Raw genomic sequence first — 24,867 nt, 5'->3', positions numbered from 1 at the left:
TCAGCTCTCCTGCATCGCCTCGGCCAGCTCGTCCTTGCGGGCACCACGGCGCCTGACCATCTTGAGCACCGGCGCCGCGATGACCAGGACCGCGATGACGACCCAGATGGTGATGGAGATGGGCGTCGACACGAAGTAGGTGAGATCGCCGCCGGAGATGAACATGCCCTCGCGGAAGTACTTCTCGATGAGCGGGCCGAGCACGACGCCCACCAGCAGCGAGGCGAGGTTGAAGTCGAGCTTGCGCATGATGTAGCCGACGACGCCGAAGATCGCGATCGTGTAGATGTCGATCATGTTGCTGTTGATGCTGAAGCTGCCGATGCAGGCCACCAGGATGATCAGCGGCACCAGGATGTAGCGCGGGGTCTTGAGGAAGCGCACCCACACCCCGACCATCGGCAGGTTGAGGATCAGCAGCATGACGTTCGCGACGTACATCGCGGCGATGATCGACCAGAACAGGTCCGGGTGCTGGCTGACCAGCAGCGGGCCGGGCTGCACGCCCTGCACCACCATGGCCGACAGCATGAGCGCCAGCGTCGCCGAGAACGGCAGGCCCAGCACCAGCACCGGCGCCAGGCTGCCCAGCGCGGCGGAGTTGTTGGCCGCCTCGGGGCCGGCGATGCCCTCGACCGCGCCGGTGCCCAGCTCCTTGCGGTGCTTCGACACCGACTGCTCCAGCTTGTACGACGAGAACGTCGACAGCGAGGCGGACGGGCCCGGGAGCAGGCCGAACCCGAAGCCGAGGAACGAGCCGCGCAGCCACGGCGGCACCGCGCGCCGCCACTCCTCGCGGGTGGGCAGCAGCTCGCGCAGCCGCACCTTCTTCGGCAGCTTCACCCCGGCGCGCTCCTCGAGCATGAGCATGAGCTCGGAGATGCCGTAGAGGCCGACGGCGACGGAGGCCAGCGCGAAGCCGAGGCTGAGGTCGAGGTTGCCGAACGTGAACCGGCTGTACCCCGTCGCCCCCTCGAGGCCGACCGTCGACACCGCGACGCCGACCATCATCGGGACCAGGCCGTCGCTGAGCGTGCCGCCGGAGATGCGGGCCAGCGCCAGCAGGCCGCCCGCGGTCACCGCGAAGAACTCCGCCGAGCCGAACTCGAGCGCGAACGTGGCCGCCTTGGGCGCGACGGTCATCAGCAGGACCAACGCGATGGTGCCGGCGATGAACGACCCGACCGCCATGATGGTCAGGGCCGCCCCGCCGCGTCCCTTCTGGGTCATCTTGTAGCCGTCGAACGTGGCCACGATGGCCGAGCCCTCGCCGGGGATGTTCAGCAGCACCGATGTCGTCGACCCGCCGTACTGGCCGCCCAGGTAGATGCCGGCGATCATGATGAGGCCGACCGCCGGCGAGTAGTCGAACGTGATGGGCAGGATCAGCGCGGCGCCGGCCACCGGGCCGATGCCGGGCAGGACGCCGACCAGGGTGCCGAGGATCGCTCCGAGCAGTGCCGCCAGCATCAGCTCCGGCGTGAGGGCCAGTTCGAATCCGCGCAGGATTCCGTCCAGATCCATGGGTCACCCGTTCGGCGTGAGGCCGGGGCAGCGCCGCCTCAGGCGGCGAACACGCCGCCCGGCAGGCTGATGTGCAGCAGGTTGATGAAGATCCAGGCGATCGCCGACGACAGCACGACGCCGTACACGATCGCCTTCCACCACGACCCCGAGCCGAGGAACTTCATGGTCAGCGTCATGTACAAGGCGCCGGCGACGTACTGCCCGAGCACCGGCAGCAGCAGGATGAAGCCGAGCGTGCAGCCGGCGAACGCGAGCACGAGCCGCAACTGGCGGCCCTGCGGGAGGTCGATGTCCTCGGTCTTCTCCGCGGAGAACAGCGACTCCGCGACCAGGATCAGCGCGACGATCGCCGTCGCGACGCCGACGAACCGGGGGAACATGCCGGCCCCGGGCTGGGCCGCGGTGCCGAGCGGGATCTGGAACGCCTCCCAGGTGTAGCCGGCGGCGACGAGCAGCAGCACGATGCCGAAGACCAGCCGGCCCTGCCGCTTGCCGCGCATCGCCGACCATTCGGGAGCGGCCCACCGCCCCCCGCCCGCGGTACTCGGCGGGGTGCGGTCGGCCGTGCCGTCCACTGCCATCGTCAACTCCTCGTCAGCCGAGATCAGCCGAGGTCGAGCCCGGCGTTGGTGAGCAGGTCGACGCCCTCCTGGGCGTCCTCGGCCGCCTGGCGCAGCTCGTCCTCGGCCTCGTCGGCGGTGGTGGCGTGCCCGACGTACCCGTTGGTGTCCAGCCACTCGGCGAACTCGTCGCCGGTGACGACGGCCTGGTGGGCGTCGGTCAGCGCGGTGAAGACGTCCTCGGGCAGGTCGTTCGGCGCGTAGGCGTAGTAGGTGGTCTCGCCCAGGCTGGTGAGGTCGTAGCCCTGCTCGTCGAAGGTCAGCGACTCGGCCGGCTCGTACGGCAGGTCACCGGAGTGGCCGAGGGAGATCAGGTCGCCGGACTGCAGCATGCCCAGCTGGCCCGTGAGCGTGCCGTTCATCGCGTCGATGTGGCCGCCGAGCAGCGCTGCCGCGGCCTCGCCGGCACCGCCCTCGAACGGCACCAGCTTGACGTCGATGCCGGCCACCTCCATGAGCGAGGCCATGCCCATGGCGTTGGCGCCGGTGGCGCTGGAGACGCCGACGCTGAGCTGGCCCGGCGCCGCCTTGGCCGCCGCGATGAAGTCCTCGAGCGACGCCCAGCCGGAGTCGGTGCGCACCATGAGGCCGTTCTGCTGTTCGAGGATGCCGCCGAGGGTCGTCCAGTCGTCGGGGCCGGAGTAGCTGACGGCGTCGCTGCTGAGGATCGGGGTCATGGTCAGCTGGGACGCCGGGGCGACGGCGATGGTGTAGCCGTCGGGGTCGCGGCCGAGCACCTCGGTGGTGGCGACGGCGCCGGAGCCGCCGGGACGGTTCTGGATGGTCACGTTGACGCCGAGCTCCTCGCCGAGCAGCCGGCCGTACTCGCGGGCCAGCGGGTCGGCGGAGCCGCCCGTGTCGTAGCCCAGGTAGAGCTGGATGTCCTCGGTGGGGAAGTCGTCCTCACCGGAGCCGGACGCCGTCGTGCTGCAGGCCGAGAGTGCCAGGCCCAACACGCCGACCGCCGCCGCGGCGGTGCGCCACGTCGAGAGCTTCTTGAGGTTCATGGGGTCCTCGCCATTGAGTACTCGGCCCGGATGCGCCGCCGATGCGGCGATCCCTGTGCTTGCGGTCAGACTTCATATCTTAAGTATCAGATCGCAAGATACGTCGCAGCATAGGATGGTGCCCTGCCGCCGTCAACCGTCAGACGTCAGAGCACGCGCACCGGCGCGCCGTCGAGGAACGCCCGCACGTCCTCGACGGCGTCGCCGTAGAAGACCTGGTAGTTGCGGTCGGAGACGTAGCCCATGTGCGGCGACAGCAGCGTCCGCGGCGCCGCGCGCAGCCAGTGGTCCGGCGGCAGCGGCTCGACCTCGAACACGTCCAGCCCGGCGCCGGCGATCCAGCCCTCCTCCAGCGCCGTCCGCAGCGCCGCTTGGTCGACCAGCAGCGCCCGGGCGGTGTTGACGAGGTACGCGTCCGGCCGCATGAGCCGCAGCGCCGCCTCGTCGACGATGCCGCGGGTGGAATCGGAGAGCACCAGGTGCAGCGTCACCACCCGCGCCGTCGCGAACAGCTCGTCCCTGCCGACCAGCCGCGCGCCGCCGGCCTCGGCCCGCTCCTCGGTGAGGTGCGGGCTCCACGCCACGACGTCCATGCCGAACGCGGCGCCGACGGCGGCGACGTGCGCGCCCTGCTTGCCCAGTCCGACGACGCCGAGCGTCTCGCCGACGAGGTCGCGGCCGACCTCCTGCTGCCAGCCGCCGGCCCGCACGCGGGCGTCCTCGCCCGCCACGTTGCGCATGAGCCCGAGGATGAGCGCCCAGGTCAGCTCCGCCGTGCTCCACGGATGGCCACGGGTGCCGCACACGACGACGCCGCGCTCCCGCGCCGCCGCCAGGTCGATGGAGGCGTTGCGCATGCCGGTGGTGACCAGCAGCCGCAGCGCCGGGAGCCGCTCCAGCACCGCCCGCGGCAGCGGCGTGCGCTCGCGCATCACCACGACGACGTCGAACGGCGTCAGCAGCTCGACCAGCCGGTCCGGGTCGGCCACGTGGTCGCGGACGTACTCGACCCGCGCCTCCGGCAGCCGCTCGGCCCAGTCGGCGTACGTCGCCGCCACGCCCTGGTAGTCGTCCAGCACGGCCACCCGCACGGGTCCCGTCATCAGGTCCTCCCGACCACACTCTCGATGAACTCCACAGCCTCCGCATTGAACCGCTCCGGGTACTCCAGCTGCGGGAAGTGGCCGCACTGCTCGAACACGACGAGGCGCGACCCGGCGATGCCCGCGTGGATGCCCTCGGCCTCGGACACGTCGCCCATGGGATTGAACCGGCCCCAGAAGATCTGGGTCGGCGCGCCGATGAGCGCCAGCCGCTCGGCGGTCAGCAGGTTGCGCCGCCGCACGGTCATGTCCTGCATGCACAGCAGGTGCGGCAGCACGGCCCGGAACTCCGGTGTGTGGTAGATCCGGTAGCGCGCCTCGACCAGGTCGGCCGCCAGCCGGTCCGGGTCGTGGAAGAGCCGGGCCAGCCGCTCGTGGGTGAACGCGGGGTCGTCCTCGTACACCGCCCGCTCGGTCGTGCTCCTGATGCGCGCCATGATCTCGGGGACGGCGCGGGTGCCGCCCGACGACACCAACTGCAGGCTGGCCACGCGGTCCGGGTGGACACCGGCGAACCAGGCGGCCACCCAGCCGCCCAGCGACTCGCCCACCAGGTGCACGCGGCCGGCCCCGACGGCGTCGAGGTAGCGGCGCACGTGCTCGACGTAGTGCGGCACCTCGAGGTCGTGGCCGGGCTTGCCGGTGTAGCCGTGGCCCAGCATGTCGACGGCGTGGACGGCGAACCCGGCGTCGGCGAAGGCCCGCACGTTCGGCGCGAACACCTCCAGGTGGCTGCTGGTCCCGTGCAGGAACAGGACCGGCGGCGCCGCGCTGCTCTGCGGACCGGCCCGCAGCGACCGCGTCGGCACGCCGTCCACGTCGACGAAGGCCAGCGTGAACGGGCCGGTCGACAGGTCGGTCCAGACGCTCACCCGACGCGCCGCGCGAACGGCTGGTCCGGGTCCGGCGCCGGCGCGCAGATGTTGAGGTGGACGGTCTCGGCGTCGGTCCCGTTCCAGTTGCGGTGCGGCACGCCGGCCGGGAACACGACGAGGCTGCCCGGGCCGGCGTCGAAGCGGTCGCCGTCGACCTCGATGCTCATGGTGCCGGCGACGACGTAGAAGACCTGCTCGACCTCGTGGACGTGCAGGCCCTCGGGCGAGCCGCCGCCGGCCGGGGTGCGCACGTACGAGACGCTCACGTTCTGGGCGCCGTCGGCCCGCGACAGCAGCTTCTGCGAGAGCCGCTCGTCCGGGCCGAGCGCGGCGAACCGGTCGAGGTCGACGGGGCGGTGGTACCGGAAGTCCGACGTCATGGCGTCCTCTCCGAGGTCGGGGGTTCCGCGTCCCATGGCGTGCCCGCACCGGTGGGCAGCGGGACGTCGAACGCGTTGAGCAGGAACGACGAGAGCGAGTAGTAGCCGGTCAGCGCGACGACGTCGACCAGCTTGCGCTCGCCGAGCAGCTCCACGGCCGCGGCGTAGGCGTCGTCGCCGACCTGGCCGGTGCGCAGCAGTTGATCGACGACGGCGTGAACGGCGCGGTCGGCGGGGGTGGCGAGGTCCGGCTCGGCGCCGGCGGCCAGCGCCGTCAGCACCTCGTCGGCCAGACCGGCGTCGCGGGCGTACACGGCGTGCCGCAGCCAGGCGTAGCGGCCCCGCCAGTGCGCGGCGGCCGTGACGATGACCAGTTCGGTCTCGCGCCGGTCGAGGCTGGAGCCGTAGCGCAGCCGGGCGCCCAGCTCGGCCACCGCCACACCCACCTCTGGCGAGCGCAGCAGCACGTCGAACGGGCCGGTCAGCTGGCCGCTCTCGCGGATCGCCGTCGCCGCCCGCGGGCCGCCGGCGACGACGTCCCAGAGCGTCCGCTGCTCCGCGGTGAGCTCGTCGCGGGCGGTCAGCGGCGGCATCCGGCGACTGCGTCGGGTCGCGGACACCTCAGTCCTTCGCCAGGCGCTCCGCGGCGGCCTGGGCCGCGGCCAGCTCCTCGGCGATCTCCGGCTCCGACGGCGGCCGCCCGACCTGCACGCTCTGCCCGCCGTCGACGGGCAGCGTCACGCCGGTGACGAACGACGCCTCCTCCGAGGCCAGCCAGAGCGCGGCGTTGGCGATGTCCCAGGCGGTGCCCATCTTGCGGCGCAGCGGGACCTCCTTGTCGCGCATCGCGACGACGTCCTCGTAGCTGAGGCCGAACTTGCGGATGCGGTTCTCGACGGCGGTCGGCGTGTTGATGAGCCCGGGCAGGATGACGTTGGCGCGGACGCCGTAGGCGGCGTTGCGGATCGCCACGTGCTCGGTCAGCGACACCACGGCCGCCTTCGAGGTCTTGTAGCCGACGTACGGGTAGTTGTTGAACGCCGCGGCCGACGAGATGTTGATGATCGAGCCCGACCCCTGCTGCCGCATGATCGGCAGGACGTACTTGCAGGTCAGCACCATGGACCGCAGGTTGATGGCGAACACCCGGTCGAACGCCTCGACGGTGATCTCGGTGATCGAGGCGTCGCCCGCGGCGATGCTCGCGCCGACGTTGTTGTGCAGGACGTCGATGGCGCCCCAGCCCCGGTAGCAGGCCTTCACGGCGGCGACGATGCTGTCCTCGTCGACGACGTCGGCCTGCCACGCCTCCGCGGTGCCGCCGGCCTCGCGGATCGCGGCGACGGTGTCGTCGGCGGCGGCCTTGTCGATGTCGACGCAGAACACCTTCGCGCCCTCGCGGGCGAACGTCAGCGCCGTCGCCTTGCCGTTGCCGATGGTGCGGCCCGGCTGCTGGCCGGCGCCGAAGACGATGGCGGACTTGCCCTCGAGCCTCATTGCTACTCCTTCGTGAGCGGGACGGACGGCGGTCAGCTGCGCGCCGCGGGTGCGGGCGCGGCGGCCGCCATGAGGGGCGTGCGCAGGTCGACGAACGTCTGCTCGGTGGAGACGTCGACGACGACGATCGCCGGGGCCTCGGCGCGGTCCGCGGCGGCGACGGCGTCGGCGAGCGCTCCGGGCAGCTCGTCCGGCTTGCCGGCGCGGAACGCGGCGAACCCGGCGGCCGCGGCGATGCCCGCGTAGTCGAACCGGCGCAGGTTCGAGTTGAACTCCTGCTCGCCACGCATCCGCTGGCTGTGCCGGACCCAGCCGAGCGTGCCGTTGTCGAACACCACGACCACGATGGGGGCGTTCTCCTCGGTCGCGGTCAGCAGGGCGGGCAGCGACATGCTGAAGCCGCCGTCGCCGCAGACCGCCAGGACGGTCCGCTCCGGTGCGAACACCTTCGCGCCGATGGCGGCCGGGATGCTGTAGCCCATGCCGCCCGCGCCGGCCGGCTGCAGGTACGTGCCCCCGGAGCGGGACTCGAAGTACCGGCTCATGAGCAGCCGGTTCTCGCCGGCGTCGGCGCAGACGACGGCGTCGTCGGGCAGGGCGGCCCGCAGCTCGGCGATGACGCGCCGCGGGTGGACGGGGGAACCGCCGTTCGCGGCGGCGGCGTCCTCGGCGCCCGGTGTGCTCGCCTCGGCGCGGAGGGCGGCCAGCGCGTTCTGCCGCGCGGTGACGATGCCGGTGTCGACGGGGTGCGCGGCCAGCTCGTCGGCCAGGGCGCCCAGCGTCGCGGCGACGTCGGCCACGATGACGTCCGCGGTCGGCATGGTCCACGCCGCGTTCAGCGGCTCGATGTCGACGTGCACGATCCGCTGCCGCGCCGGGTCGATGAGGCCGGGGCTCTCGGCGGCGGTGTCGCTGGGGCCGAGCTTGCTGCCCAGCACCAGGACGAGGTCGGCCCGGCCGAGCGCGTCGTTGGCGACCGGCGAGCCGAAGGTGCCGAACACGCCGCCGCTGCCCGGGTGGTCCTCGGGGAAGGTGCCCTTGCCGGCCGGGCTGGTGACGACGGCGGCGCCGGTGGCCTCGGCGACCTCACGCAGGACGGCCTCGGCCCGGGCCAGGCGCACGCCGCCGCCGGCCAGCAGGACGGGAGCCGACGCCGTCGCCAGGGCCTGAGCCAGCTCGCTGACGTCGGGCGCGGGCGCCGGCTGCCGGGTCAGGTAGGCCTGCGTGGCGTAGAGGCGCGGCAGGCTGCCCGGGCCGACAGTTCCGGCCAGCGACGCTGACGAGAAGAGGACGGCGACCGGTCCGGGCTGGCCGGCCAGCGCGTGCTTGATGCCCAGCTGGACACTCTGGACGGCCTCGGCCGGCGTGGTCGCGACGAACACCCGCTTGGTCACGGAGCGGAAGGCCGCCGGCGCGTCCCAGGTGCCGTAGTCGGCGGTGCCGGCCTGATACGGCGCGTGCTGCGAGTAGGGCCGGCCGTCGGTGAGGTCGCCGAGCAGCAGCATCGGCGTCCCGCTGGCCTGCGCCTCGAGGATGCCGACCAGGCCCTGCCCGACCAGCCACGACCCCTGTGCCATCGCGACACCGAGCCGGCCGGACACCCGGGCGTACGCCTCGGCGGCCGAGGTGGCGTGCGACTCGTTGCGCACCAGGACGGTGCGGACGCCGTCGACGTGGTGGGCGAGCCGGCTGAAGATGCGGCCGGTGTCGCCGCCGGACAGTCCGAACACCGTGTCGACGCCCGCCTCGCGCAGCACGCGGACGACCGCCTCCGTCGTCGGGACGTCGGTGTCGAGAAGAGGTGTGGCCGGCATGCTGCTGCTCCAGGTGAAGGGGGAGGGTGAGCGTCAACCCGCTGGGTCGGAGTGCTCGATCATGAGGTCGACGGCGGCCGCCGCGGTCCGCCGCATGACGAGGTCGCTGTACCCGCCGTTGTGCGGCGAGAGGACCACGGTGCGCAGGCCGAGCAGGGGTGACCCGGCGGGCGGCTCGTCGGTGAAGACGTCGAGGGCGGCCGCGGCGACGTGCCCGTCGAGCAGCCCCTGGTACAGGGCGTCCTCGTCGACCACCTCGCCGCGTGCGGTGTTGACCAGCACGACGCCGTCCATCAGCCCGATCTCGCGGGGGCCGATGAGGTGCCGCGTGTGGTCGGTCAGCGGGACGTGCAGGCTGACGAACTGCGATGCGGTGAGCAGCTCGTCCAGCCCGACGGTGCGCACGCCGGCCGCGGCGTCGGCGGCCGGGTCGGGCGTGCGACGGTGCACCAGGACGTCCATGCCGAACCCGTGCGCCATGGGGACCACGGCCCGCGCGATGGCGCCGAAGCCGACCAGTCCCAGCGTGCGCCCGCCGAGGTGCCGCCCGCCGAAGCGCTCCCACCGTCCGGCCCGCATCGACGCGTCGGCCTCCGGGATACGCCGGGCGGCGGCCAGCAGCAGGCCGAAGGCGTACTCGGCGACGGCGTCGGCGTTCAGCCCCTCGAGGTTGGCGACGGCGACGCCGCGCTCGGCCGCCGTCGCGACGTCGACGTTGTCCAGACCGGTGCCGACGCGCAGCACGTAGCGCAGCTTCGGGGCGGCGTCGAACAGCGCGCGGTCGACCGGCTGAAGGCCCACGACCAGCCCGTCGACGTCGGCGAGCACGGCGTGCCAGGAGCGGACGCCGTCGGGACCCGCCATGAGCGCGTCGTAGCCGGGGAGGTCGACGGCGATCTCGATGCCGGCCTCGTCCAGGCGGCGCCGGGCGTCCGGATCGGTGCCGATGATCCGGGAGAGCAGGGCGACCCGCGACGTCGTCGTCACATGTACCCCTCGGCACGCAGCAGGGCGTGGGTGCCGCCGGCCGCGATGGTCTCGCGCAGCATGGCCGGCATCGGCTCGCCGCTCAGCCGGACGCCGGTGCTGCGGTTCTCGAACCCGCCGGTCTCGATGTCGACGGCGACCACGTCGCCCTCCGTCACGGCGGCCAGAACGCCCGGGCACTCCAGCACCGGGAGCGCGTAGCTGACGCAGTTGCGGAAGAAGATCTCGCCCACCGACTCCGCGACCAGCGCCGCGATGCCGAGCCGGCGCAGCATGGTCGGGGCCGGGCGGCTGGACCCGGTGCCGAACGCCCGGCCCGCCACCAGCAGGTCGCCGGGACCGACCCGCGTCGCCCAGCCCGGCCGGACCGTCGCCAGCACCATGGCCTCCTGCTCCTTCGGCGGGAGGTCGTAGCCGGCGTGCGGCATGATCGCGTCGGTATTGACGTAGGAGTCGGCGATGACCCACGAGCGCCCGGCGACGGCGGTCATCCTGCTGCCTCGCGGTTCTGTAGTTCGCGCAGATAGGGCATCGGGTCCGTGATGCAACCCTCGAGGGCCGAGGCGGCCACCGTCGCCGAGGACCCCATGTAGATGCGCGCGTCGGCGCTGCCCATGCGGCCCTTGAAGTTGCGCGTGCTGGAGGTGATGCAGACCTCGCCCGGCGCCAGCACGCCGAGGTGGCCGCCTGCGCACGCGCCGCAGGTGGAGTTCGTGACCAGCGCGCCGGCCGACGCGAGCGCCTCGATGTAGCCCAGCCGCACGGCGTCGAGGTAGATCGACTGCGACCCCGGCGTGACGATCAGCCGGACGCCGTCGGCGACCCGGCGTCCGCGCACGATCTCGGCCGCGATGCGCAGGTCGGAGAGCTTGCCGTTGGCGCACGATCCGATGAACGCCTGGTCGATGCGCACGCGCTGCCCGGCCACCTCGTCGGCGGAGCGGACGTTGCCGTTCATGGCGTCGGGCAGGGCGATGCGCGGGCGGATGGCCGAGAGGTCGACGGTGTGCTCCGCGGCGTACTCGGCGTCGGGGTCGCTGACCACGGGCTCGTACGGCGCGCCGGTGACGGAGGCGACGTGCTCGCGGACGAGCCGGTCGGCCGGCATCATGACGAAGTTCGCGTTGAGCTCGGTGCACATAGTGGCCAGCGTCGCGCGGTCGTCCAGGGGCATCGCCTCGATGCCGGGCCCGGCGAACTCGACGTCGTGGCCCTCCTGGCTGCCGAACACCTCGGCCAGGTGCAGGAACACGTCCTTGCCGTAGACGCCGAAGGGCAGTGCACCGGTGAGGTGGAAGCGCACCGTCGGCGAGACCTTGTACCAGGTCTTCCCGGTGCAGACGAGCTGGATGATGTCGGCCATGCCCAGGCCGCGGGCGGCGCAGTTGAGCACGCCGGCGGCGCTGGTGTGCGAGTCGTTGGACGCGACCAGCTGGCCGGGCAGCGCCAGGCACTCCTCGAAGATCAGCTGGTGCTCGATGCCGCCCTTGCCGACGTCGGCGAGGCGGCGGAACCCGAGCCGCTCGGCGTGCTCGCGGGCCCGGCGGTGGGCGGTGGCGGCCTTGATGCTGGGCGCGGGGACGGCGTGGTCCATCAGCACGACGACCCGCTCGGGGTGGCTGACGCGGAGGAGATCGGTCGGCATGCGGTCCGCCGTCGGGTTGAAGACGGTGTCGGCCATGACGATGAGGTCGACGTCGGTGACCACCAGTTGGCCGGGGCGCACGTGGTCCCGGCCGCTGCGCGCGGCCAGGACCTTGTGCGCCATGGTCAGGCCTGCCATGGGCCCGACACTTCATATCTCATGTCTGGAATCTTATACAGAGGCGAAATTCGGGGTCAACCGGCGACCACGGGGTTGACCAGCGGCTCCAGCCCGGACACGTGGCATTCGGCCACGTCACCGGCCTTGATCACCACCGCGCCAGGGGTACCAGTGGAGATGATGTCGCCCGGGTAGAGCGGCATGACCTTGCTGTGGAAGCTCACGAGGAACTGCGGCGAGAACCGCATCCGCTCGACGACGTTGTTGCGGTGCGGCGTGCCGTTGACGACCGTGGTCACCTCGATGCCGGCGACGTCCGGGCCGTTCGGCTGTGCCTCGAGCGCCTCGGCCAGCGGCACGATGTGCGGGCCGAACGAGAAGAACCCGGGGAAGTTCTTCGACCGGGTGAGGAAGCGCGGGTTGCGCTGCAGGATGTCCTCGGCGGTCTGGTCGAGGATCGCGCACAGCCCGAAGACGTGGTCGAGCGCGTCGGCCTCCTCGACGTTGCGGCAGTACCGGCCGATCACCAGGCCCACCTCGGCCTCGGCCGTGACCCGCTCACTCTGCTCCGGCAGCGGGATCGGCTCGCCCGGGCCGATGATCGTGTGGTCGCCCTTGATGAACGACGCCGGCTCGTCCGGCACCACCTCGGCCAGGTCGGTCGCGTGGTCGACGTAGTTGAGGCCGATGCCCCAGATCTTCGGCGGGTTCCGGTACGGCGCCGTGTACGTGACGGCGCCGGCCGGCCGGAAGGCGCCGGCGTGGGCCGCCTCGGCCGCCGCCTCGACCTCGCCGGTGCGCTGGTGCGCGATCAGCGACATGAGGTCGCCGTCGAGCCCCGGCAGCAGGTCCGTGACCACTGCCACGCCCTTCGTGGGGTGGACGACGGCGGCCCGCGGCGCACCGTCGACGAGGATGGACGCGAAGCGCATGGGTCTCCTTCAGGTGGGGTGCGGGCGGGTTCAGTGGGCGGGTTCAGGGGGCGCGGACGAGGCCGCCGTCGCAGCGCAGCTGCTCGCCCGTGACGTACGAGGCGGCGTCACTGGCCAGGAACGCGACCACGGCGGCGAACTCGTCGGGCCGTCCGTACCGGCCGACGGGGATGGTCGCGGCCGACGCCCGCCGCACCTCGTCGACGCCCCGGCCGGTGCGGGCCGCGACCGCCTCGTCGAGCTGGGCGGTGCGGTCGGTGGCGATGCGGCCGGGGATGACGGTGTTGACCGTGACGCCGTCGGGCGCGACCTCGGCGGCGAGCGTCTTCAGGTAGCCGGCCAGCGCGGCCCGGGCCAGGTTCGACGCGGCCAGCCCGGCGATGGGCTGCTGCACGCCGCTGGACCCGACGGCGACCACACGCCCCCAGCCGCGCTCGCGCATGCCCGGCACGACGGCGCCGACGAGGCGGACGGCGGGCAGCACGATCTGCGCGAACGCCGCCTGCGCCGCGTCGGCGTCGAGGTCGAGCGCCGTGCCGGGAGGCGGGCCGCCGCCGTTGAGGACCAGCAGGTCGACCGCGCCGAACCGCTCGGCAGCGGCCTCGACGGCGCGTGAGGTGCCGGCCGGATCGGTGAGGTCGGCCGGGACGGCGAGCGCCGACGGCAGCGCGGCCGCCTGCTCCTCGAGCTCCGCCGCGCGCCGGCCCACGAGGACGACGGCAAACCCGTCGGCCGCGAGGGCCCGGGCCGAGGCCAGCCCCAGTCCCGACGTCGCGCCACACACCAGAGCGGTTCGCATCCACGCCTCCATTGCCTGGGGGTTCGGCAGCGGTAGCATCTCATATACGAGATTCGCTACGGGGCCGGGAGGGGCGTGGATGGACGGGATCTACGTTGGGTCGCTCCACCCGGTGCCCAGGGCGGAGATGTTCATATATCGTATGTCTCTTGGAGGACGGTCTCGATGAGACCGTTGCAGCCGCACGAACGGGAAGTGTCCAACGTGGCCGTACTCGAGCCCCTCGCCAGTCGTCCGACGAGCCTCACCGAGATCGTCCAAGAGGCGATCCGGGACGCCATCGTGTCGCGGCGGCTGTCGCCCGGCGACCGCGTCACCGAGGCCGCCCTGGCCAAGCAGCTCAACGTCAGCAAGACGCCGGTCCGCGAGGCCCTGCTGAAGCTCGAGTACATCGGGCTCATCGAGTCCGACGGCGGGCGCGGCGGGCGCATCATCAGGCCGACGCGCGAGTCCATCCGGGCCGCCTACGAGGTGCGCATGGGCCTCGAGACGCAGGCCGCCCGCCAGCTGGCACAGCGGGGCGACGCCGAGCTGCTCACCCAGCCGCGCCTCACCGCCGAGGCCTGCCTGAACGCCGCCGAGGCCGACGACCACGCCGGCTTCCGCGACTACGACCGCCAGTTCCACCTGGCCATGGCCGAGGCCACCGGCAACCCGCTGCTGTCGCGGTTCATCCGCGACTCCTTCGACCTCACCTGGACGCTGCGCGACCGCGACGTCCCCGTCACCGACGACTCCGTCGACTGCGCACGCCAGCACCTCGACATCATGGAGGCCATGGAGTCCGGCGGCGCCCAGGCGGCCGAGGACGGCATGCGCCGGCACCTCGAGTACGTGCTCGACCTCGTCATCTCCACGTTCGAGCGCCAGCTCGCCCAGGCCGCCGGCTTCTCGCTGGACGTTCAGGCGAGCAGCTCGAATCCCTGAGCCACGTCGTCCTGCTCCGCCAGCGACCACCAGAAGTCCAGCGCCGCCCCGGCCCGCTCCGCCGTCACCAGCTGGCGGAACTTCGCGCTCGTCTCGTCGCGTGACATCCGGTTGAGTGCGTGGCCGCGGGCCTTCTCCGACCGCAGCTCGACGGTGCTGCCGTCCGTCAGCCGCGCCGTCACCCGCATGGCGATGACCTCGGGGAACAGCGCATCCATCTCCTCGTCCTGGCCCACCGTCACGCGGTCCATGACGGTGCGGATGCCGGGGTCGAGGTACTGCTCCGGCGCGAACGTCGCGATGGTGATCTCGCCGTCGACCAGGGCCTTCGAGAAGATGTACGGCAGGCTGTGGTCGGCCGTCTCGCGGGTGGTCGGGTTCCACTTGTCCTTCTCGCTGCCGGTCTCGTGCCAGGCCGACCAGTAGGTGCCCAGGTGCACGCCGGCGATGTCGTCGAGCGCGACCTTCTCGCGCAGCTCGCGTGCCGCCCACACCGCGACCTGTGTGTTGAACTCGACCGGCCAGTACTTGAGGTGGGCGTTGGTCTCGAACAGGTACGGGCCGCCCTCGGCGGGGAAGTCCGTGAACGTGAACTCGCGGTCGGTGACGATCTCCCAGACGCCGTGGCGGCCCTCGAACGGCTTGTCGGGGCCGGTGAGCCCGCGCTCGGCCAGCGCCGCGAGGAAGACCGTCTCGCGCACGGCCTCGGCCGTCGCGGCGCCCTTCCACATCGAGATGGTGCCGGCCCGTGTGGCCCGCAGCGAGACGGTGGTGACGGTGGTCAGCGAGACGGCGTGGGCGATCTGCTCGACGCTCATGCCGAGCAGGTTGCCCAGGCCGGCGGCGAGCGAGATGCCCACCGTCAGGCCCTGGTCGAACCCGCGCTTGCGGATGTACGCCGACGCTCCGAACCGCGCGAACACCTCGTACGCCACCACCAGCGCGGTGACCAGTTCCTTGCCGCTGCTGCCACGGGTGGCCGCGACGGCGAGCAGCCCGCCCAGGCAGTCGCTCGGGTGGCCGCCGGGGACCATGGTGTCGCTGTAGTCCAGGTAGCGGATCATGGCCGCGTTCACGAACCCGGCGAGGTCGGCGGCGACGAGGTCCGGGGAGCCGATGACGCGGCCGGTGAAGTCGTTCCCGCCCGGGGCGGTCGGGGCGACGGGGTGGGCGAGGGCGGTCGCGATGCGGGCGGCGTCGCAGTCGCGCGCCGCGTAGGCGCAGGCCAGGGAGTCGACGATGTGCTGGACGGCGAGATCGCGGACGGCCGGCGGGATGTCCTCGTAGCGCAGCGCCTGAGCGAACCTGCTGATCTGTGCGGTGGTGGAGTCCACGGAGCCCCTCGCCTCGTCAAGACATCGTATCTGATGTCTGGAATCTAGAGTCCGTTGCAGATCCTGGTCAAGCCGATGTACATCCCGCCGAGACGCCGTGACATGGAACCCGGCTCCGCCGACCGTCGTCACCGGTAGATCTGCCGGTTCGCATCCGATTCCTCCGCCTCGGGTCAGGAGCGTCCATGTCCAGGTCATCGAGAACCGTTGCCGTCGCGACCGCCGTCGTCGTGGCCGGAGCCGTCGTCGCGAGCGCCGTGCAGGCACCCAGTCCGGGTCAGGCCCATGTGCGCCTCCCCGCGGGCCAGACCTTCCACTCCGTTTCGTCCGGCTACGCCGCGTTCCCGGCCGCCTTCAACGCCGGGGTGACGAACGCGGACGGCACTCACGACCCGCACCTGTTCGTCTCCTACGGGAAGGGTCCGGACTCCGAGGGCGACAACACGACCGTGATGCTGGAGTCGGGGGACGAGGGCACGACCTGGACGCCCGTGGAGGACTCGCCCACGTACGGCATCGTCAACGCCGTCCGGCTCGCCGATGCGGCCGGCACCATCGTGGCGCTGGACTACGAGCCGCTCGCCATCTCCGATCCGGCGGGCCACGCCGGCGACCCCGTGCCGTCGACGCCGCACAACGAGAACCTCTCCCGGTTCATCCGCTGGACACTCGGCCCCACGGGCTGGGACGAGGCGGGCACGGTGACGACGGCGTTCCCCGGCTATCCGGCCCCGGCCGTGGTCCGGTTCCAGAAGGGCATCCTGCTGCAGCCCGACGGCGAGACCCTGCTCGCCACGGTGTACGGCTCGGACGTCGGCGGAACCTACTTCACCGGCGTGATGCGCAGCACCGACGACGGGCTGACCTGGACGCAGATCGCCCGCATCGGCACGGGCGCCATCTTCAGCGAGGCGAATCTCGCGCCGACCTCCGACGGCCGGGTGATGGCGTGGATGCGACGCGACATCGACGACGGGACGTACCTGCCCGACCTCTACTACACGTACTCGGCGAACGAGAACGGCGACGGGCCGTGGTCGACGCCGGTGCGGATGTCGCAGGACACCGGCAACTCGCCCGGCGCGGTGCTGCTGGGCAACGGCGCCGCGGTCCAGGGCTCCGGCCGGCCGGGCAACGTGATCCGCTACAAGTACACCGGCACGTCGGGGTACGCCGACTGGACCGGGCGCACGAACATCTACGACAACACGCCTACCACCTCCGTCGGGACGCCGCCGCGGCCGCTCGCCGCCCTCGGGTCCAGCGCCACCGTCGCGCTCACCCCGCTGACCGGCAACACCGTGCTGGCCATCGGCGACAACTGCGCCGGCAACTGGGGCTGCCCGACCTCCAACGTCAGCGGGTATCCGCGCGGCACCGGGCAGTCGCTGTGGAAGTCCGTACTCGAGGTCAACACGAGCCAGTGGGGCACGATCGACCTGCGGTCGAAGTTCGAGCGCGGTGAGATCTCCTACGTCGCCCCGTCGTTCACCACCTACGGCCGCGGCCGCACCTCACTCGGCGCCTACGCGTTCGACGGCGACGTCCGCGCCGACTCGTCGGTCGTCACCACGAACCGCAGCGTGACGCTGCAGCTGGACCGCGAGTACCTGCTCACCGGGTTCGCCATCGCGGCTCACCTGGGCGGCTCGGACGACGTGACCATCCAGACCTCGACCAACGGCTCGAACTGGTCGACGCCGGCCCGTGGCACCCGGGTCGGCAGCCTGCGGCCGCTGACCACACCGACGGCCGCTCGCTATGTCCGGATCAGCGACCCGAACCTCACGACGTCGGACGGGTCGTCGTTCCTCAACGAGCTGCAGATCTACAGCATGCTCGACGGCTACGAGGCGTCGGCACCGGGCGTGGAGCCGGTCGGGAACGGCGTCATCGCGTCGACCACCACCGGGGCGACGGTGGTGCCGGCGACCTCCGTGCCCGCCGTCGACGACATCTCCTCGCGGTTCCTGCGCCTCGTCGACCCGGGCGCGGACGGGTACGCCCGCATCCAGTGGAACCACGGCACGTCGACGGCGGCGACCTTCGAGTTCCGGGCCCGCGCCACCGGCACCGCGACGAGGACGCTGGTCTTCGGCATCCTCGGCACCGCCACCGGCGGGGCAGCGGTGACGCCGTACCACTTCATGCTCGACGCGGTGAGCGGCCGGTTCCACCGGTACGACGCGGCGACGGGGACCTGGGGCGCACCGCTCGGGACGGCCGGCGTCGGCGGATCGTGGAACTGGAACACCATCACCGTCGAGGCGACCGCGACCGGTGCCACCCTCCGCGCGAACGGGACGACCATCGCCACCGTCGCGCCGTCGCAGCCGTTCACCGCGATGACCGGCAGCCAGCTCGGCTCCGGCGGCACCGAGCCGACCGGCGACAACTGGCTGTTCGACGACGTGGGCTACACGCGGCCCTGATCGTCCTGCCGATGCGCGCGCTGTAGGCGCTGCGTTCGTTCGTGGTCGTCGACACCCCAGGCGACCAGCGGCTGCAGCGCACGCATCAGGCTCCGGCCCCGCTCGGTGGGCCGGTACTGCACGAGGACCGGTGTGGTGGGGACGACCGTACGCTCGATCAGGCCCTCGGCCTCGAGCTCCTTGAGCCGCTGGTTGAGCAGGCGGTCGGAGATGCCGTGGACGTGGGCGCGGTACTCGACGAAGCGGGTGGCACCGCGCATCGCGGCCAGCATGATGCCGGCGCTCCACTTCTTGCCGATGATCTCGATGTACCCCGTGAACAGCCGGCACTTCTCGTCGTCGATGTGCTCGAACCCGGTCTCCGGGAGCCGGCCCTGGGGGAGTCTAGTCTCGATAGCCACTCATCAATAGTAAGTCACTAACGGGCGGTTGGCCAAGCGCTGTGGTGGGCCGGAGACTGAAGTCGTGAACTACGGCCACCGTCTCGAGTTCGGCACCTTCATCACCCCCACCCACCAGTCGCCCCAGCAGCCCGTGGCGCTCGCCCAGCTGAGCGAGCAGCTCGGCTTCGACGTCGTGACCTTCCAGGACCACCCGTACCAGCCGGCGTTCCTCGACACCTGGACGCTGCTCACCTGGGTCGCCGCCCAGACGTCGCGCGTGCGGCTGTCGGCCAACGTGCACAGCATCCCGCTGCGCACGCCGGCCGTCCTCGCGCGGGCAGCGGCCAGCCTCGACCTGCTCTCCGGCGGACGGGCCGAGCTCGGCCTCGGCGCCGGCGGCTTCTGGGACGCCATCGAGGCCATGGGCGGGCGGCGGCTCGCGCCGGGCGAGTCCGTCACCGCGCTGAGCGAGGCCATCGACGTCATCCGCGCCCTGTGGGACGTCGACGCCCGCGGTGGCGCTCGGGTCGACGGGCAGTTCTACCGGCTGGACGGCGCCAAGCGCGGCCCCGCGCCGCAGCACCCGATCCCGCTCTGGATCGGCGCGCTGAAGCCGCGGATGCTGCGGCTGATCGGTGAGAAGGGCGACGGCTGGCTGCCGAGCCTGCCGTACCTGCAGCCCGGCGACCTGAAGCGCGGCAACGCGATCATCGATTCGGCGGCCGAGGCGGCGGGCCGGGATCCGCGCGAGATCCGGAGGCTGGTGAACATCAGCGGGCGCTTCTCTGCGTCACGTGGTGGATTCCTGCAGGGCACCAGCCAGGACTGGGTCGACGACCTGCTCCCGCTGGTCGTCGAGGACGGTGTCGGCACCTTCATCGTCATGGGCGACGACCCGCGGACCCTGCAGCAGTTCGCCGAGGAGGTCATGCCGGCGCTGCGTTCCGCCGTCGATGACGCGGTGCCGGGCGGCTCGGCCGGTTCGCGGGTACGACCGTCGGTGGCGTTGGCTGCGCGTCGTCCCGGGATCGACTACGACGGCGTGCCGGCTGCTCTGGTGGCGGGAGCGGTGGAGCCGGGCGACCCGGAGTACCGGACGGCGCGCGGCGGCTACCTGCGCGGAGGGTCGCCCGGCCTGGTGCTCCGCCCCACGTCGACGTCGGAGGTGGTGGAGGCGATGCGGTTCGCCCGCCGGCACCCCGACCTGCCGCTCGGCGTGCGCAGCGGTGGCCACGGCCTGAGCGGACGGTCGACCAACGACGGCGGCCTCGTCATCGACGTCGGCCGGCTGGACTCGGTGACGGTGCTCGACGCCTCGCGCCGGCTGGTCCGCGTGGGCGCCGGCGCGCGCTGGGGCGACGTGGCGGCGGCGCTGGAACCGCACGGCTGGGCGCTGTCGTCCGGCGACTACGGTGGCGTGGGGGTGGGTGGGCTGGCGACGGCCGGGGGTATCGGGTACCTCTCGCGGTCGCACGGACTGACCATCGACCACCTGGTGGCGGCCGAGATCGTGCTGGCCGACGGCTCCGTGGTCCGGGCCGACGAGTCGTCGCAGCCGGACCTGTTCTGGGCACTCCGGGGCGCCGGGGGCAACTTCGGCATCGTCACCTCCTTCGACTTCGTGGTCGACGAGGTCGGCGACGTCGGCTGGGGCTTCCTCACCCAGGTCGCCGAGGATCCCGCGGACTATCTGGTCCGCTGGGGCGCGGCCGTCGAGGAGGCGCCCCGCGACCTGTCCAGCTTCCTCGTCATGGGTCCGCCCCGGAACGGGCAGCCCGCGGTCGCGCAGTCCCGCTCCGTCGTCGAGTCGTCCGACCCCGAGGTCGTGGTGGCCCGGCTCCAGGAGATCGCGTCGATCGCGCCCCTCTACGACCAGGAGGTGACGATCACGTCGTACGCCTCGATCATGCAGAACGCCGGCGGCACCCCGCACGTGGCGACCGGCGAACCTCTCGCTCACAGCGGCCTGCTCGAGCACATCACGCCCGAGTTCGCGGCGGCGGCCGCGGCGGCGCTGGCGAGCGGCGCGATCTACTTCTTCCAGATCCGCTCCGTCGGCGGCGCCGTCTCCGACGTCCCCGCTGACGCGACCGCCTACGCCTACCGGTCGGCCAACTTCCAAGTGACGGCCATGGGCGCCAGCCCCTCGCGGATGGCCGAGGTCTGGGCCACCCTCTACCCCTTCTTCGACGGCCTCTACCTCAGCTTCGAAACCGACCAGAGTCCCGACCGCCTCGCCGACGCCTTCCCGCCCGCCACCCTCGCGCGGTTGCAGGAGCTCAAGCACCGCTACGATCCCGACAACGTCTTCCGGCACAACTTCAACCTCGCCCCGGACGACGCCCCCGCCGAGGTCGCAAGCTGACGCCGTCCCCTCGTCAGTTCACGTTCGGCGCCGACCGGCACTCAGGGCAGAGTGCGGGCTTCCGTCCACGAACCCGCACTCGCTCGAACGACGACGCACATCGGGAGCACACGAGGATCTCAACCCGCGCGTCGATGCCGGCCGGCGCCGTGACCTCGAGCTTGGCGAGGGCTCGGTTCCGGCGCCTCAGGAGATCCTCCACCGCCTCCTCACGTGCGGCGTCGTTCCGGTAGAGCTGCAGGCCGCGCTCGGTCCAGCGCACGCAGGCGGCCCAGTCTTTCTTCTTCTGCTGCCGGATGGCCATCTGACGATAGGTCTCGAGGAGCGGAACCTTGTCCCACTTGGTCATGAAGGCTGCGCGGATCGTCTCCATCTCGGCGTCGTGGCGCTCGCAGGCGTCATCGAACTCCGTCAGGGCCGATCCGCCAGAGCGCGTCCTGATACGAGACCTCGCCCACGACCTCGAGGTCGTCACTGCCGCCCAGGATCTGCGCAGAGATCGCACTGGTGGGCGTACGGGCGGAACGGAATCTGTCCAGCAACCCCACGGTGGCCCCCTCGCCGGTCAGGGGCCGACAGTGCCAGAGAGGCCGGACAGAACTCCGACCGGCCGTGGCCGGTCACCTCGCACGAGAGAGCAGTAGTGCTTACGCAAGTCAGATGCATTGTCGACAGCTACGCTCGAACCATGACAGCGGGGCACGGTCAGTACCGCTACCGGGCGAAATGCGTTGACTGCCCCTGGGAGGGACGGCAGTTCATCCGCTACGGCATGGCCGAGGGTTCGGCGCGCGACCACGCCAACGCCTACGCGCACATCACCTTCGTCGTCGACCAGTACGACCTGCGCATCGCCGGGTCGACCATCAGGCCCGCCGAGACCCGGCGGGCCTAGCGCGTCCGTAAGAGGGCGCCATGATCATCCAGGATCGGTGGTGCCATCACCCCACCGATCCTGGATCGTCAGCGGGCAGGCGGTCATCTCCTCGCCGACGAGCACCTTGGTGAAGCGACTAGAGCCAGCCCTTCTTCTGCGCGTCAGCGCACACCGGAGTCGCTTCGTTGCCGTAGCAGCTCGCCCGCAACTCGAGTCGTCCGATCTCTGCCTGATCCGAGAGACCCATGGCCGCCGGATGTGCGCGCAGCGCATCGAGCCATGCGGCCGCTGTCGAGCACGCGCTGAGCGTGGCGACGATCAGCGGGTCGGCCGCGGCCGGGTCCGGCTCGGCTGCGGCCGCCTGCATGGCATCCAGGCACACGGGTTCGGCGGTCACGCTTTCGGGTGTCGTGGTCGGCGCAGCAGGGGAGGTCGTCTGCGGCGCTGTTGCCGACCGTCTGGCTGACGGCGGGTCTCCCGAGTCCGCAGAGCAACCGGTCAGACCCATGACCAGGCCAACGAGGCCGATCATCGAGGCTGTCCTGTGCTCCCAGATGCGGTCGACGCCATTCGTCACACCGAGGAGTATGGCGGGATCGATGGGGTTGTCGACCTCTCTGGCCCACCGAGGTTCAACGGCTGACGCGGTATCGCACGTGCGTGGCCTCTGGGCTGTCGTCGTAGGGGACCGGGACGATGTGGGAGCTGGATCTCGTCCAGCAGTCCCGACTCCAGTGCTCGCCGTGCGGTGTAGGCGCCGGGGTGAGCGCCCACTCGTGCAGCGTGAAGCCTCGCCGCCCAGGTCGTCGTCGTTCGGGCCAGAGACCGCCTTCAGCTGTGCTTCACGAGCCAGGTGGCGATGAGGGCGACATCCGCCGCGGTCAGCCCCACGGCGGGCTCGACCCGGTGCAGCAGCGCCTCGCCCGGATGCTCGAGCTCGACCCACCACCGGTCGGCCGGCCCGATGTCGTCGTCGACCCAGACGAACGGTCGACCGGCGGCGATCCGGATCAGCGCCTTCGTCTTCCACTGCAGCCGGTCGGCACCATCGTCGCCGTCCTGACCGGGCAGATCGGCCACCGGCAACTGGGGCAGACCGAGCAGCGGCGCGATCACCTCGTTGGCGTCGTCCATCCAAGCGGTCGCCCACACGAGGTCGCACTCCAGAGCCGCCAGCAGCGGGCCGAGCGTCCGGTCGATCCGCGCCAGGTACGGGTTCGACGACGCCGTCACACCAGGGGCCGGCGGGGTTCCCGGGCCACCGAACGGCAACAGCGTCCCGTCGACATCGAGGAACAGGATGGCGCGAGAAGCGATGGTGTGGAGACGAGGGGAATCGAACCCCTAACCCCCGCCTTGCAAAGGCGGTGCTCTGCCAATTGAGCTACGTCCCCTGGTGCGGAGCGGCACCCACGCTGTGCGCGGGGCCGAACCGCGCCGACAACCATAGCGCGTGACCGCGCTGGACAGCGAATTCTTCACCCACACCGGCCGGAGGGCCGGGAGATCTGCAGCTCTTCCGAACCCGTGACCATACCCACGCCTACGCGAGCCGCTCGCGTGCGTAGACCTTCATCGCGTCGCGGACGTACTCGACCAGTGCGTCGTCGCCCTGGCCGATGTTCTGCCGGAAGCGCTCGTCGTCGACGTAGAGGTCGGCCAAGCCTTCGTAGGCCGAACGGTTCGGCGTCCAGAACAGGCAGATCCACCGGTAGTGCTCGTCGATGGCCTCCTGCACCCGCGGGTCGCCGACGGGTACGCCGTCGGCGCGCAGGGCGGTCAGGGCGGACAGCACCGTCCTGAAGCCGCTGCGTGCCTGCTCGGCCTGGTCCTTCGACCAGCCGCGCATCCGCACGGTCGCGTCGTCGATCGCCTGGTCGCCGAAGCGCGAGCGCGCCTCGTCCTCGTAGGGGTTCTGCTCGAATCCCGCGAACATCGAGTTCGCCGTCATGGTCCCTCCCTTCTCCAGGGTGGTCATGGTGTCTTCCACGGTCGCCACCAGCCGGTCGATCCGGTCGCGCTCGGCCAGCAGCCAGGAGCGGTGCCGCCGCAGCACGTCGACCGTGCCGGCGCCGCCCTGGGTCTCGAGGATCTCGCCGATCGCGTCGAGGCCGAGCCCGAGCTCGCGCAGCAGCAGGATCCGCTGCAACCGCAGCAACTGCTCCTGCTCGTAGTGGCGCCGGCCACCGTCGGCCGTCCACGCCGGGTCGAGCAGGCCGATCGCGTGGTAGTGCCGCAGCGTCCGCGACGTCACGCCGGACGCCCGCGCCACCTCGTTGATCGACCAGCTCATGGTGGGTGCCGTGTCGTTCACCGGACCGGACTCTCCGATCCGTCCACGACGATATTCGTTGACGCTACGTCAACTTCAACTCGAAAGACACGCCCCGGAACACAGAACGGCCACGCGGGCCCTCGCACAGCGGCGAGGGGCGCACGTGGCCGTCGGAACGGGTGGTTCAGCGCGGGTCGGCGGGCGGGATCGGATCCGTGGCCTCGGCCCACAGGTCCTGCTCGGCCCGTCCGGACTGGTAACGGCGGTAGCCGAGGTAGCCCACCACGGCCAGCACCGCTCCGAACAGGATCTTCTTGTTGAACACGATGGTCCGCCTCCAGACGGTGGTTCGACATCTCGTGTGAGGTTAACGCAGAGATCGGGGTCACATCACAGTGACGTCCGAATCACCCGAGCATCCGCTCCATCCGCGCGATCTCGTCCTCCTGCACCTCGACGATCTCCTCCGCCAGCTCGCGGGCCTCCGCGTCGGATCCGCCGGCCAGCTGGTCCTCGGCCATGTCGACGGCGCCCTCGTGGTGCTCGATCATCATCGTGAGCCACATCCGCTCGAACTCCGCGCCGGTCGCGGCGCCCAGTGCGGCGAGGTCGTCCTCGGTCAGCATGCCGGCCATCTCGTGCGAATGGCCGCCCGTCAGCGGCGGCGGGACGAAACCCCAGCGCTCCAGCATGGCCGTCATCCGGTCGATCTCGGGTTGCTGGGCACCGGCGATGCCGGCCGCGAGCTCGACCAGCTCGGGGCTGACGCCGTCGGCCGGCAGCATGTCCGCCATCTCGACCGCCTGGGCGTGGTGCGGGATCATCTGCCGCGCGAACTGGACGTCCGCGGGGCTGTAGGCGGCGCCGTCGGACCCCTCATCGGACGACCCACAGCCAGCGAGCGCGGGGGCGGCGGCGAGGACGGCGGACAGCGTCAGCAACCGGGGCACCGTCCTCACGGGGATCGA

At 71.7% G+C, this 24,867-nt stretch carries 26 protein-coding genes and 1 tRNA gene; 4 read left to right on the top strand and 23 right to left on the bottom strand.

Annotated features, from left to right (window positions below; genetic code table 11):
* From HD601_RS09105 to HD601_RS09040, 14 genes are all read right to left on the bottom strand, one after another.
* The gene (locus HD601_RS09105) at positions 1 to 1,524 is read right to left on the bottom strand and encodes a tripartite tricarboxylate transporter permease (RefSeq protein ID WP_184821189.1); all 1,524 of its coding nucleotides are present in this window, start codon (positions 1,522 to 1,524) and stop codon (positions 1 to 3) included.
* A gap of 38 nt (positions 1,525 to 1,562) precedes the next feature.
* Positions 1,563 to 2,108 carry a tripartite tricarboxylate transporter TctB family protein gene (locus HD601_RS09100; protein WP_184821188.1) on the bottom strand — a complete coding sequence of 182 codons (546 nt, stop codon included), beginning with the start codon at positions 2,106 to 2,108 and terminating at the stop codon, positions 1,563 to 1,565.
* A gap of 23 nt (positions 2,109 to 2,131) precedes the next feature.
* Positions 2,132 to 3,154, bottom strand: a complete 1,023-nt coding sequence (locus HD601_RS09095; RefSeq protein WP_184821187.1) for a Bug family tripartite tricarboxylate transporter substrate binding protein — start codon at positions 3,152 to 3,154, stop codon at positions 2,132 to 2,134.
* Between the two features lie 146 nt (positions 3,155 to 3,300).
* Complete coding sequence (locus HD601_RS09090; RefSeq protein ID WP_184821186.1) at positions 3,301 to 4,257, bottom strand: D-2-hydroxyacid dehydrogenase family protein; 957 nt, start codon at positions 4,255 to 4,257, stop codon at positions 3,301 to 3,303.
* Positions 4,257 to 5,129, bottom strand: coding sequence for an alpha/beta fold hydrolase (locus HD601_RS09085; protein WP_184821184.1), 873 nt, complete (start codon positions 5,127 to 5,129; stop codon positions 4,257 to 4,259). The genes HD601_RS09090 and HD601_RS09085 overlap by 1 nt, the downstream gene beginning before the upstream one ends.
* Complete coding sequence (locus HD601_RS09080; RefSeq protein ID WP_184821182.1) at positions 5,126 to 5,512, bottom strand: cupin domain-containing protein; 387 nt, start codon at positions 5,510 to 5,512, stop codon at positions 5,126 to 5,128. Before HD601_RS09080 ends, HD601_RS09085 begins: the two co-directional genes overlap by 4 nt.
* Positions 5,509 to 6,105: a carboxymuconolactone decarboxylase family protein gene (locus HD601_RS09075; protein WP_184821180.1), complete on the bottom strand. Its 597-nt coding sequence runs from the start codon at positions 6,103 to 6,105 to the stop codon at positions 5,509 to 5,511. The genes HD601_RS09080 and HD601_RS09075 overlap by 4 nt, the downstream gene beginning before the upstream one ends.
* A 28-nt stretch (positions 6,106 to 6,133) precedes the next feature.
* Positions 6,134 to 7,009, bottom strand: a complete 876-nt coding sequence (locus HD601_RS09070) for an SDR family NAD(P)-dependent oxidoreductase (protein ID WP_184821178.1) — start codon at positions 7,007 to 7,009, stop codon at positions 6,134 to 6,136.
* A 32-nt stretch (positions 7,010 to 7,041) separates the two neighbouring features.
* Complete coding sequence (locus tag HD601_RS09065; protein ID WP_184821176.1) at positions 7,042 to 8,823, bottom strand: thiamine pyrophosphate-binding protein; 1,782 nt, start codon at positions 8,821 to 8,823, stop codon at positions 7,042 to 7,044.
* A 33-nt stretch (positions 8,824 to 8,856) separates the two neighbouring features.
* Entirely contained in the window at positions 8,857 to 9,810 is a 954-nt protein-coding gene (locus HD601_RS09060; protein ID WP_184821174.1) for an NAD(P)-dependent oxidoreductase, read from the bottom strand.
* The gene (locus HD601_RS09055; protein ID WP_184821172.1) at positions 9,807 to 10,301 is read right to left on the bottom strand and encodes a 3-isopropylmalate dehydratase small subunit; all 495 of its coding nucleotides are present in this window, start codon (positions 10,299 to 10,301) and stop codon (positions 9,807 to 9,809) included. Before HD601_RS09055 ends, HD601_RS09060 begins: the two co-directional genes overlap by 4 nt.
* Positions 10,298 to 11,593, bottom strand: coding sequence for an aconitase/3-isopropylmalate dehydratase large subunit family protein (locus HD601_RS09050; RefSeq protein WP_184821170.1), 1,296 nt, complete (start codon positions 11,591 to 11,593; stop codon positions 10,298 to 10,300). The genes HD601_RS09055 and HD601_RS09050 overlap by 4 nt, the downstream gene beginning before the upstream one ends.
* Before the next feature lie 56 nt (positions 11,594 to 11,649).
* On the bottom strand, positions 11,650 to 12,507 hold the full coding sequence (locus tag HD601_RS09045) for a fumarylacetoacetate hydrolase family protein (protein WP_184821168.1): 858 nt from the start codon (positions 12,505 to 12,507) through the stop codon (positions 11,650 to 11,652).
* A gap of 43 nt (positions 12,508 to 12,550) precedes the next feature.
* Positions 12,551 to 13,306 carry an SDR family oxidoreductase gene (locus HD601_RS09040; protein WP_221440726.1) on the bottom strand — a complete coding sequence of 252 codons (756 nt, stop codon included), beginning with the start codon at positions 13,304 to 13,306 and terminating at the stop codon, positions 12,551 to 12,553.
* A gap of 204 nt (positions 13,307 to 13,510) precedes the next feature.
* Here HD601_RS09040 and HD601_RS09035 point away from each other — a divergent pair, with 204 nt between their 5' ends.
* Complete coding sequence (locus tag HD601_RS09035; RefSeq protein WP_184821166.1) at positions 13,511 to 14,233, top strand: FCD domain-containing protein; 723 nt, start codon at positions 13,511 to 13,513, stop codon at positions 14,231 to 14,233.
* Here HD601_RS09035 and HD601_RS09030 read toward each other — a convergent pair.
* A complete protein-coding gene (locus tag HD601_RS09030; RefSeq protein WP_184821164.1) occupies positions 14,209 to 15,567 on the bottom strand; it encodes an MmgE/PrpD family protein in 1,359 nt (452 codons plus the stop codon). The genes HD601_RS09035 and HD601_RS09030 overlap by 25 nt on opposite strands.
* A gap of 185 nt (positions 15,568 to 15,752) precedes the next feature.
* Here HD601_RS09030 and HD601_RS09025 point away from each other — a divergent pair, with 185 nt between their 5' ends.
* Positions 15,753 to 17,999, top strand: coding sequence for a hypothetical protein (locus HD601_RS09025; RefSeq protein WP_184821162.1), 2,247 nt, complete (start codon positions 15,753 to 15,755; stop codon positions 17,997 to 17,999).
* Here HD601_RS09025 and HD601_RS09020 read toward each other — a convergent pair.
* Positions 17,984 to 18,400, bottom strand: coding sequence for a winged helix-turn-helix transcriptional regulator (locus tag HD601_RS09020; RefSeq protein ID WP_184821160.1), 417 nt, complete (start codon positions 18,398 to 18,400; stop codon positions 17,984 to 17,986). The genes HD601_RS09025 and HD601_RS09020 overlap by 16 nt on opposite strands.
* A gap of 64 nt (positions 18,401 to 18,464) precedes the next feature.
* On the opposite strand from HD601_RS09020, the gene HD601_RS09015 reads away from it, so the two are divergent.
* Positions 18,465 to 20,747, top strand: a complete 2,283-nt coding sequence (locus tag HD601_RS09015) for an LLM class flavin-dependent oxidoreductase (RefSeq protein ID WP_184821159.1) — start codon at positions 18,465 to 18,467, stop codon at positions 20,745 to 20,747.
* Between the two features lie 13 nt (positions 20,748 to 20,760).
* Here HD601_RS09015 and HD601_RS09010 read toward each other — a convergent pair whose 3' ends face one another.
* A complete protein-coding gene (locus HD601_RS09010) occupies positions 20,761 to 21,120 on the bottom strand; it encodes a zinc finger domain-containing protein (protein ID WP_184821158.1) in 360 nt (119 codons plus the stop codon).
* A gap of 315 nt (positions 21,121 to 21,435) precedes the next feature.
* Between HD601_RS09010 and HD601_RS35560 the strand changes: the two genes are divergently transcribed.
* Positions 21,436 to 21,642 carry a hypothetical protein gene (locus HD601_RS35560; protein WP_184821157.1) on the top strand — a complete coding sequence of 69 codons (207 nt, stop codon included), beginning with the start codon at positions 21,436 to 21,438 and terminating at the stop codon, positions 21,640 to 21,642.
* A gap of 118 nt (positions 21,643 to 21,760) precedes the next feature.
* Here the strand turns inward: HD601_RS35560 and HD601_RS09000 are convergent, their stop codons facing one another.
* The 6 genes from HD601_RS09000 to HD601_RS33040 form a co-directional block, all read right to left on the bottom strand.
* Positions 21,761 to 22,201 (bottom strand): hypothetical protein, encoded by a 441-nt coding sequence (locus HD601_RS09000; protein ID WP_184821155.1) that lies wholly within the window; start codon positions 22,199 to 22,201, stop codon positions 21,761 to 21,763.
* Positions 22,202 to 22,455: 254 nt separating this feature from the next.
* Positions 22,456 to 22,941 (bottom strand): HAD domain-containing protein, encoded by a 486-nt coding sequence (locus HD601_RS08995; protein ID WP_184829632.1) that lies wholly within the window; start codon positions 22,939 to 22,941, stop codon positions 22,456 to 22,458.
* A gap of 4 nt (positions 22,942 to 22,945) precedes the next feature.
* A tRNA-Ala gene (locus HD601_RS08990) sits at positions 22,946 to 23,018 on the bottom strand.
* Positions 23,019 to 23,167: 149 nt separating this feature from the next.
* Positions 23,168 to 23,938, bottom strand: a complete 771-nt coding sequence (locus tag HD601_RS08985; RefSeq protein WP_221440722.1) for a TipAS antibiotic-recognition domain-containing protein — start codon at positions 23,936 to 23,938, stop codon at positions 23,168 to 23,170.
* Between the two features lie 145 nt (positions 23,939 to 24,083).
* Positions 24,084 to 24,224 (bottom strand): DLW-39 family protein, encoded by a 141-nt coding sequence (locus HD601_RS08980; RefSeq protein ID WP_184821153.1) that lies wholly within the window; start codon positions 24,222 to 24,224, stop codon positions 24,084 to 24,086.
* Positions 24,225 to 24,306: 82 nt separating this feature from the next.
* The gene (locus HD601_RS33040; protein WP_221440721.1) at positions 24,307 to 24,858 is read right to left on the bottom strand and encodes a DUF305 domain-containing protein; all 552 of its coding nucleotides are present in this window, start codon (positions 24,856 to 24,858) and stop codon (positions 24,307 to 24,309) included.
* Positions 24,859 to 24,867: the final 9 nt, after the last annotated feature.

Origin of the sequence: Jiangella mangrovi (genome assembly GCF_014204975.1) — a bacterium.
In the GTDB taxonomy this organism is placed as follows: Bacteria; Actinomycetota; Actinomycetes; order Jiangellales; family Jiangellaceae; genus Jiangella; species Jiangella mangrovi.
This window is presented reverse-complemented; position numbering and strand designations above follow the sequence as displayed.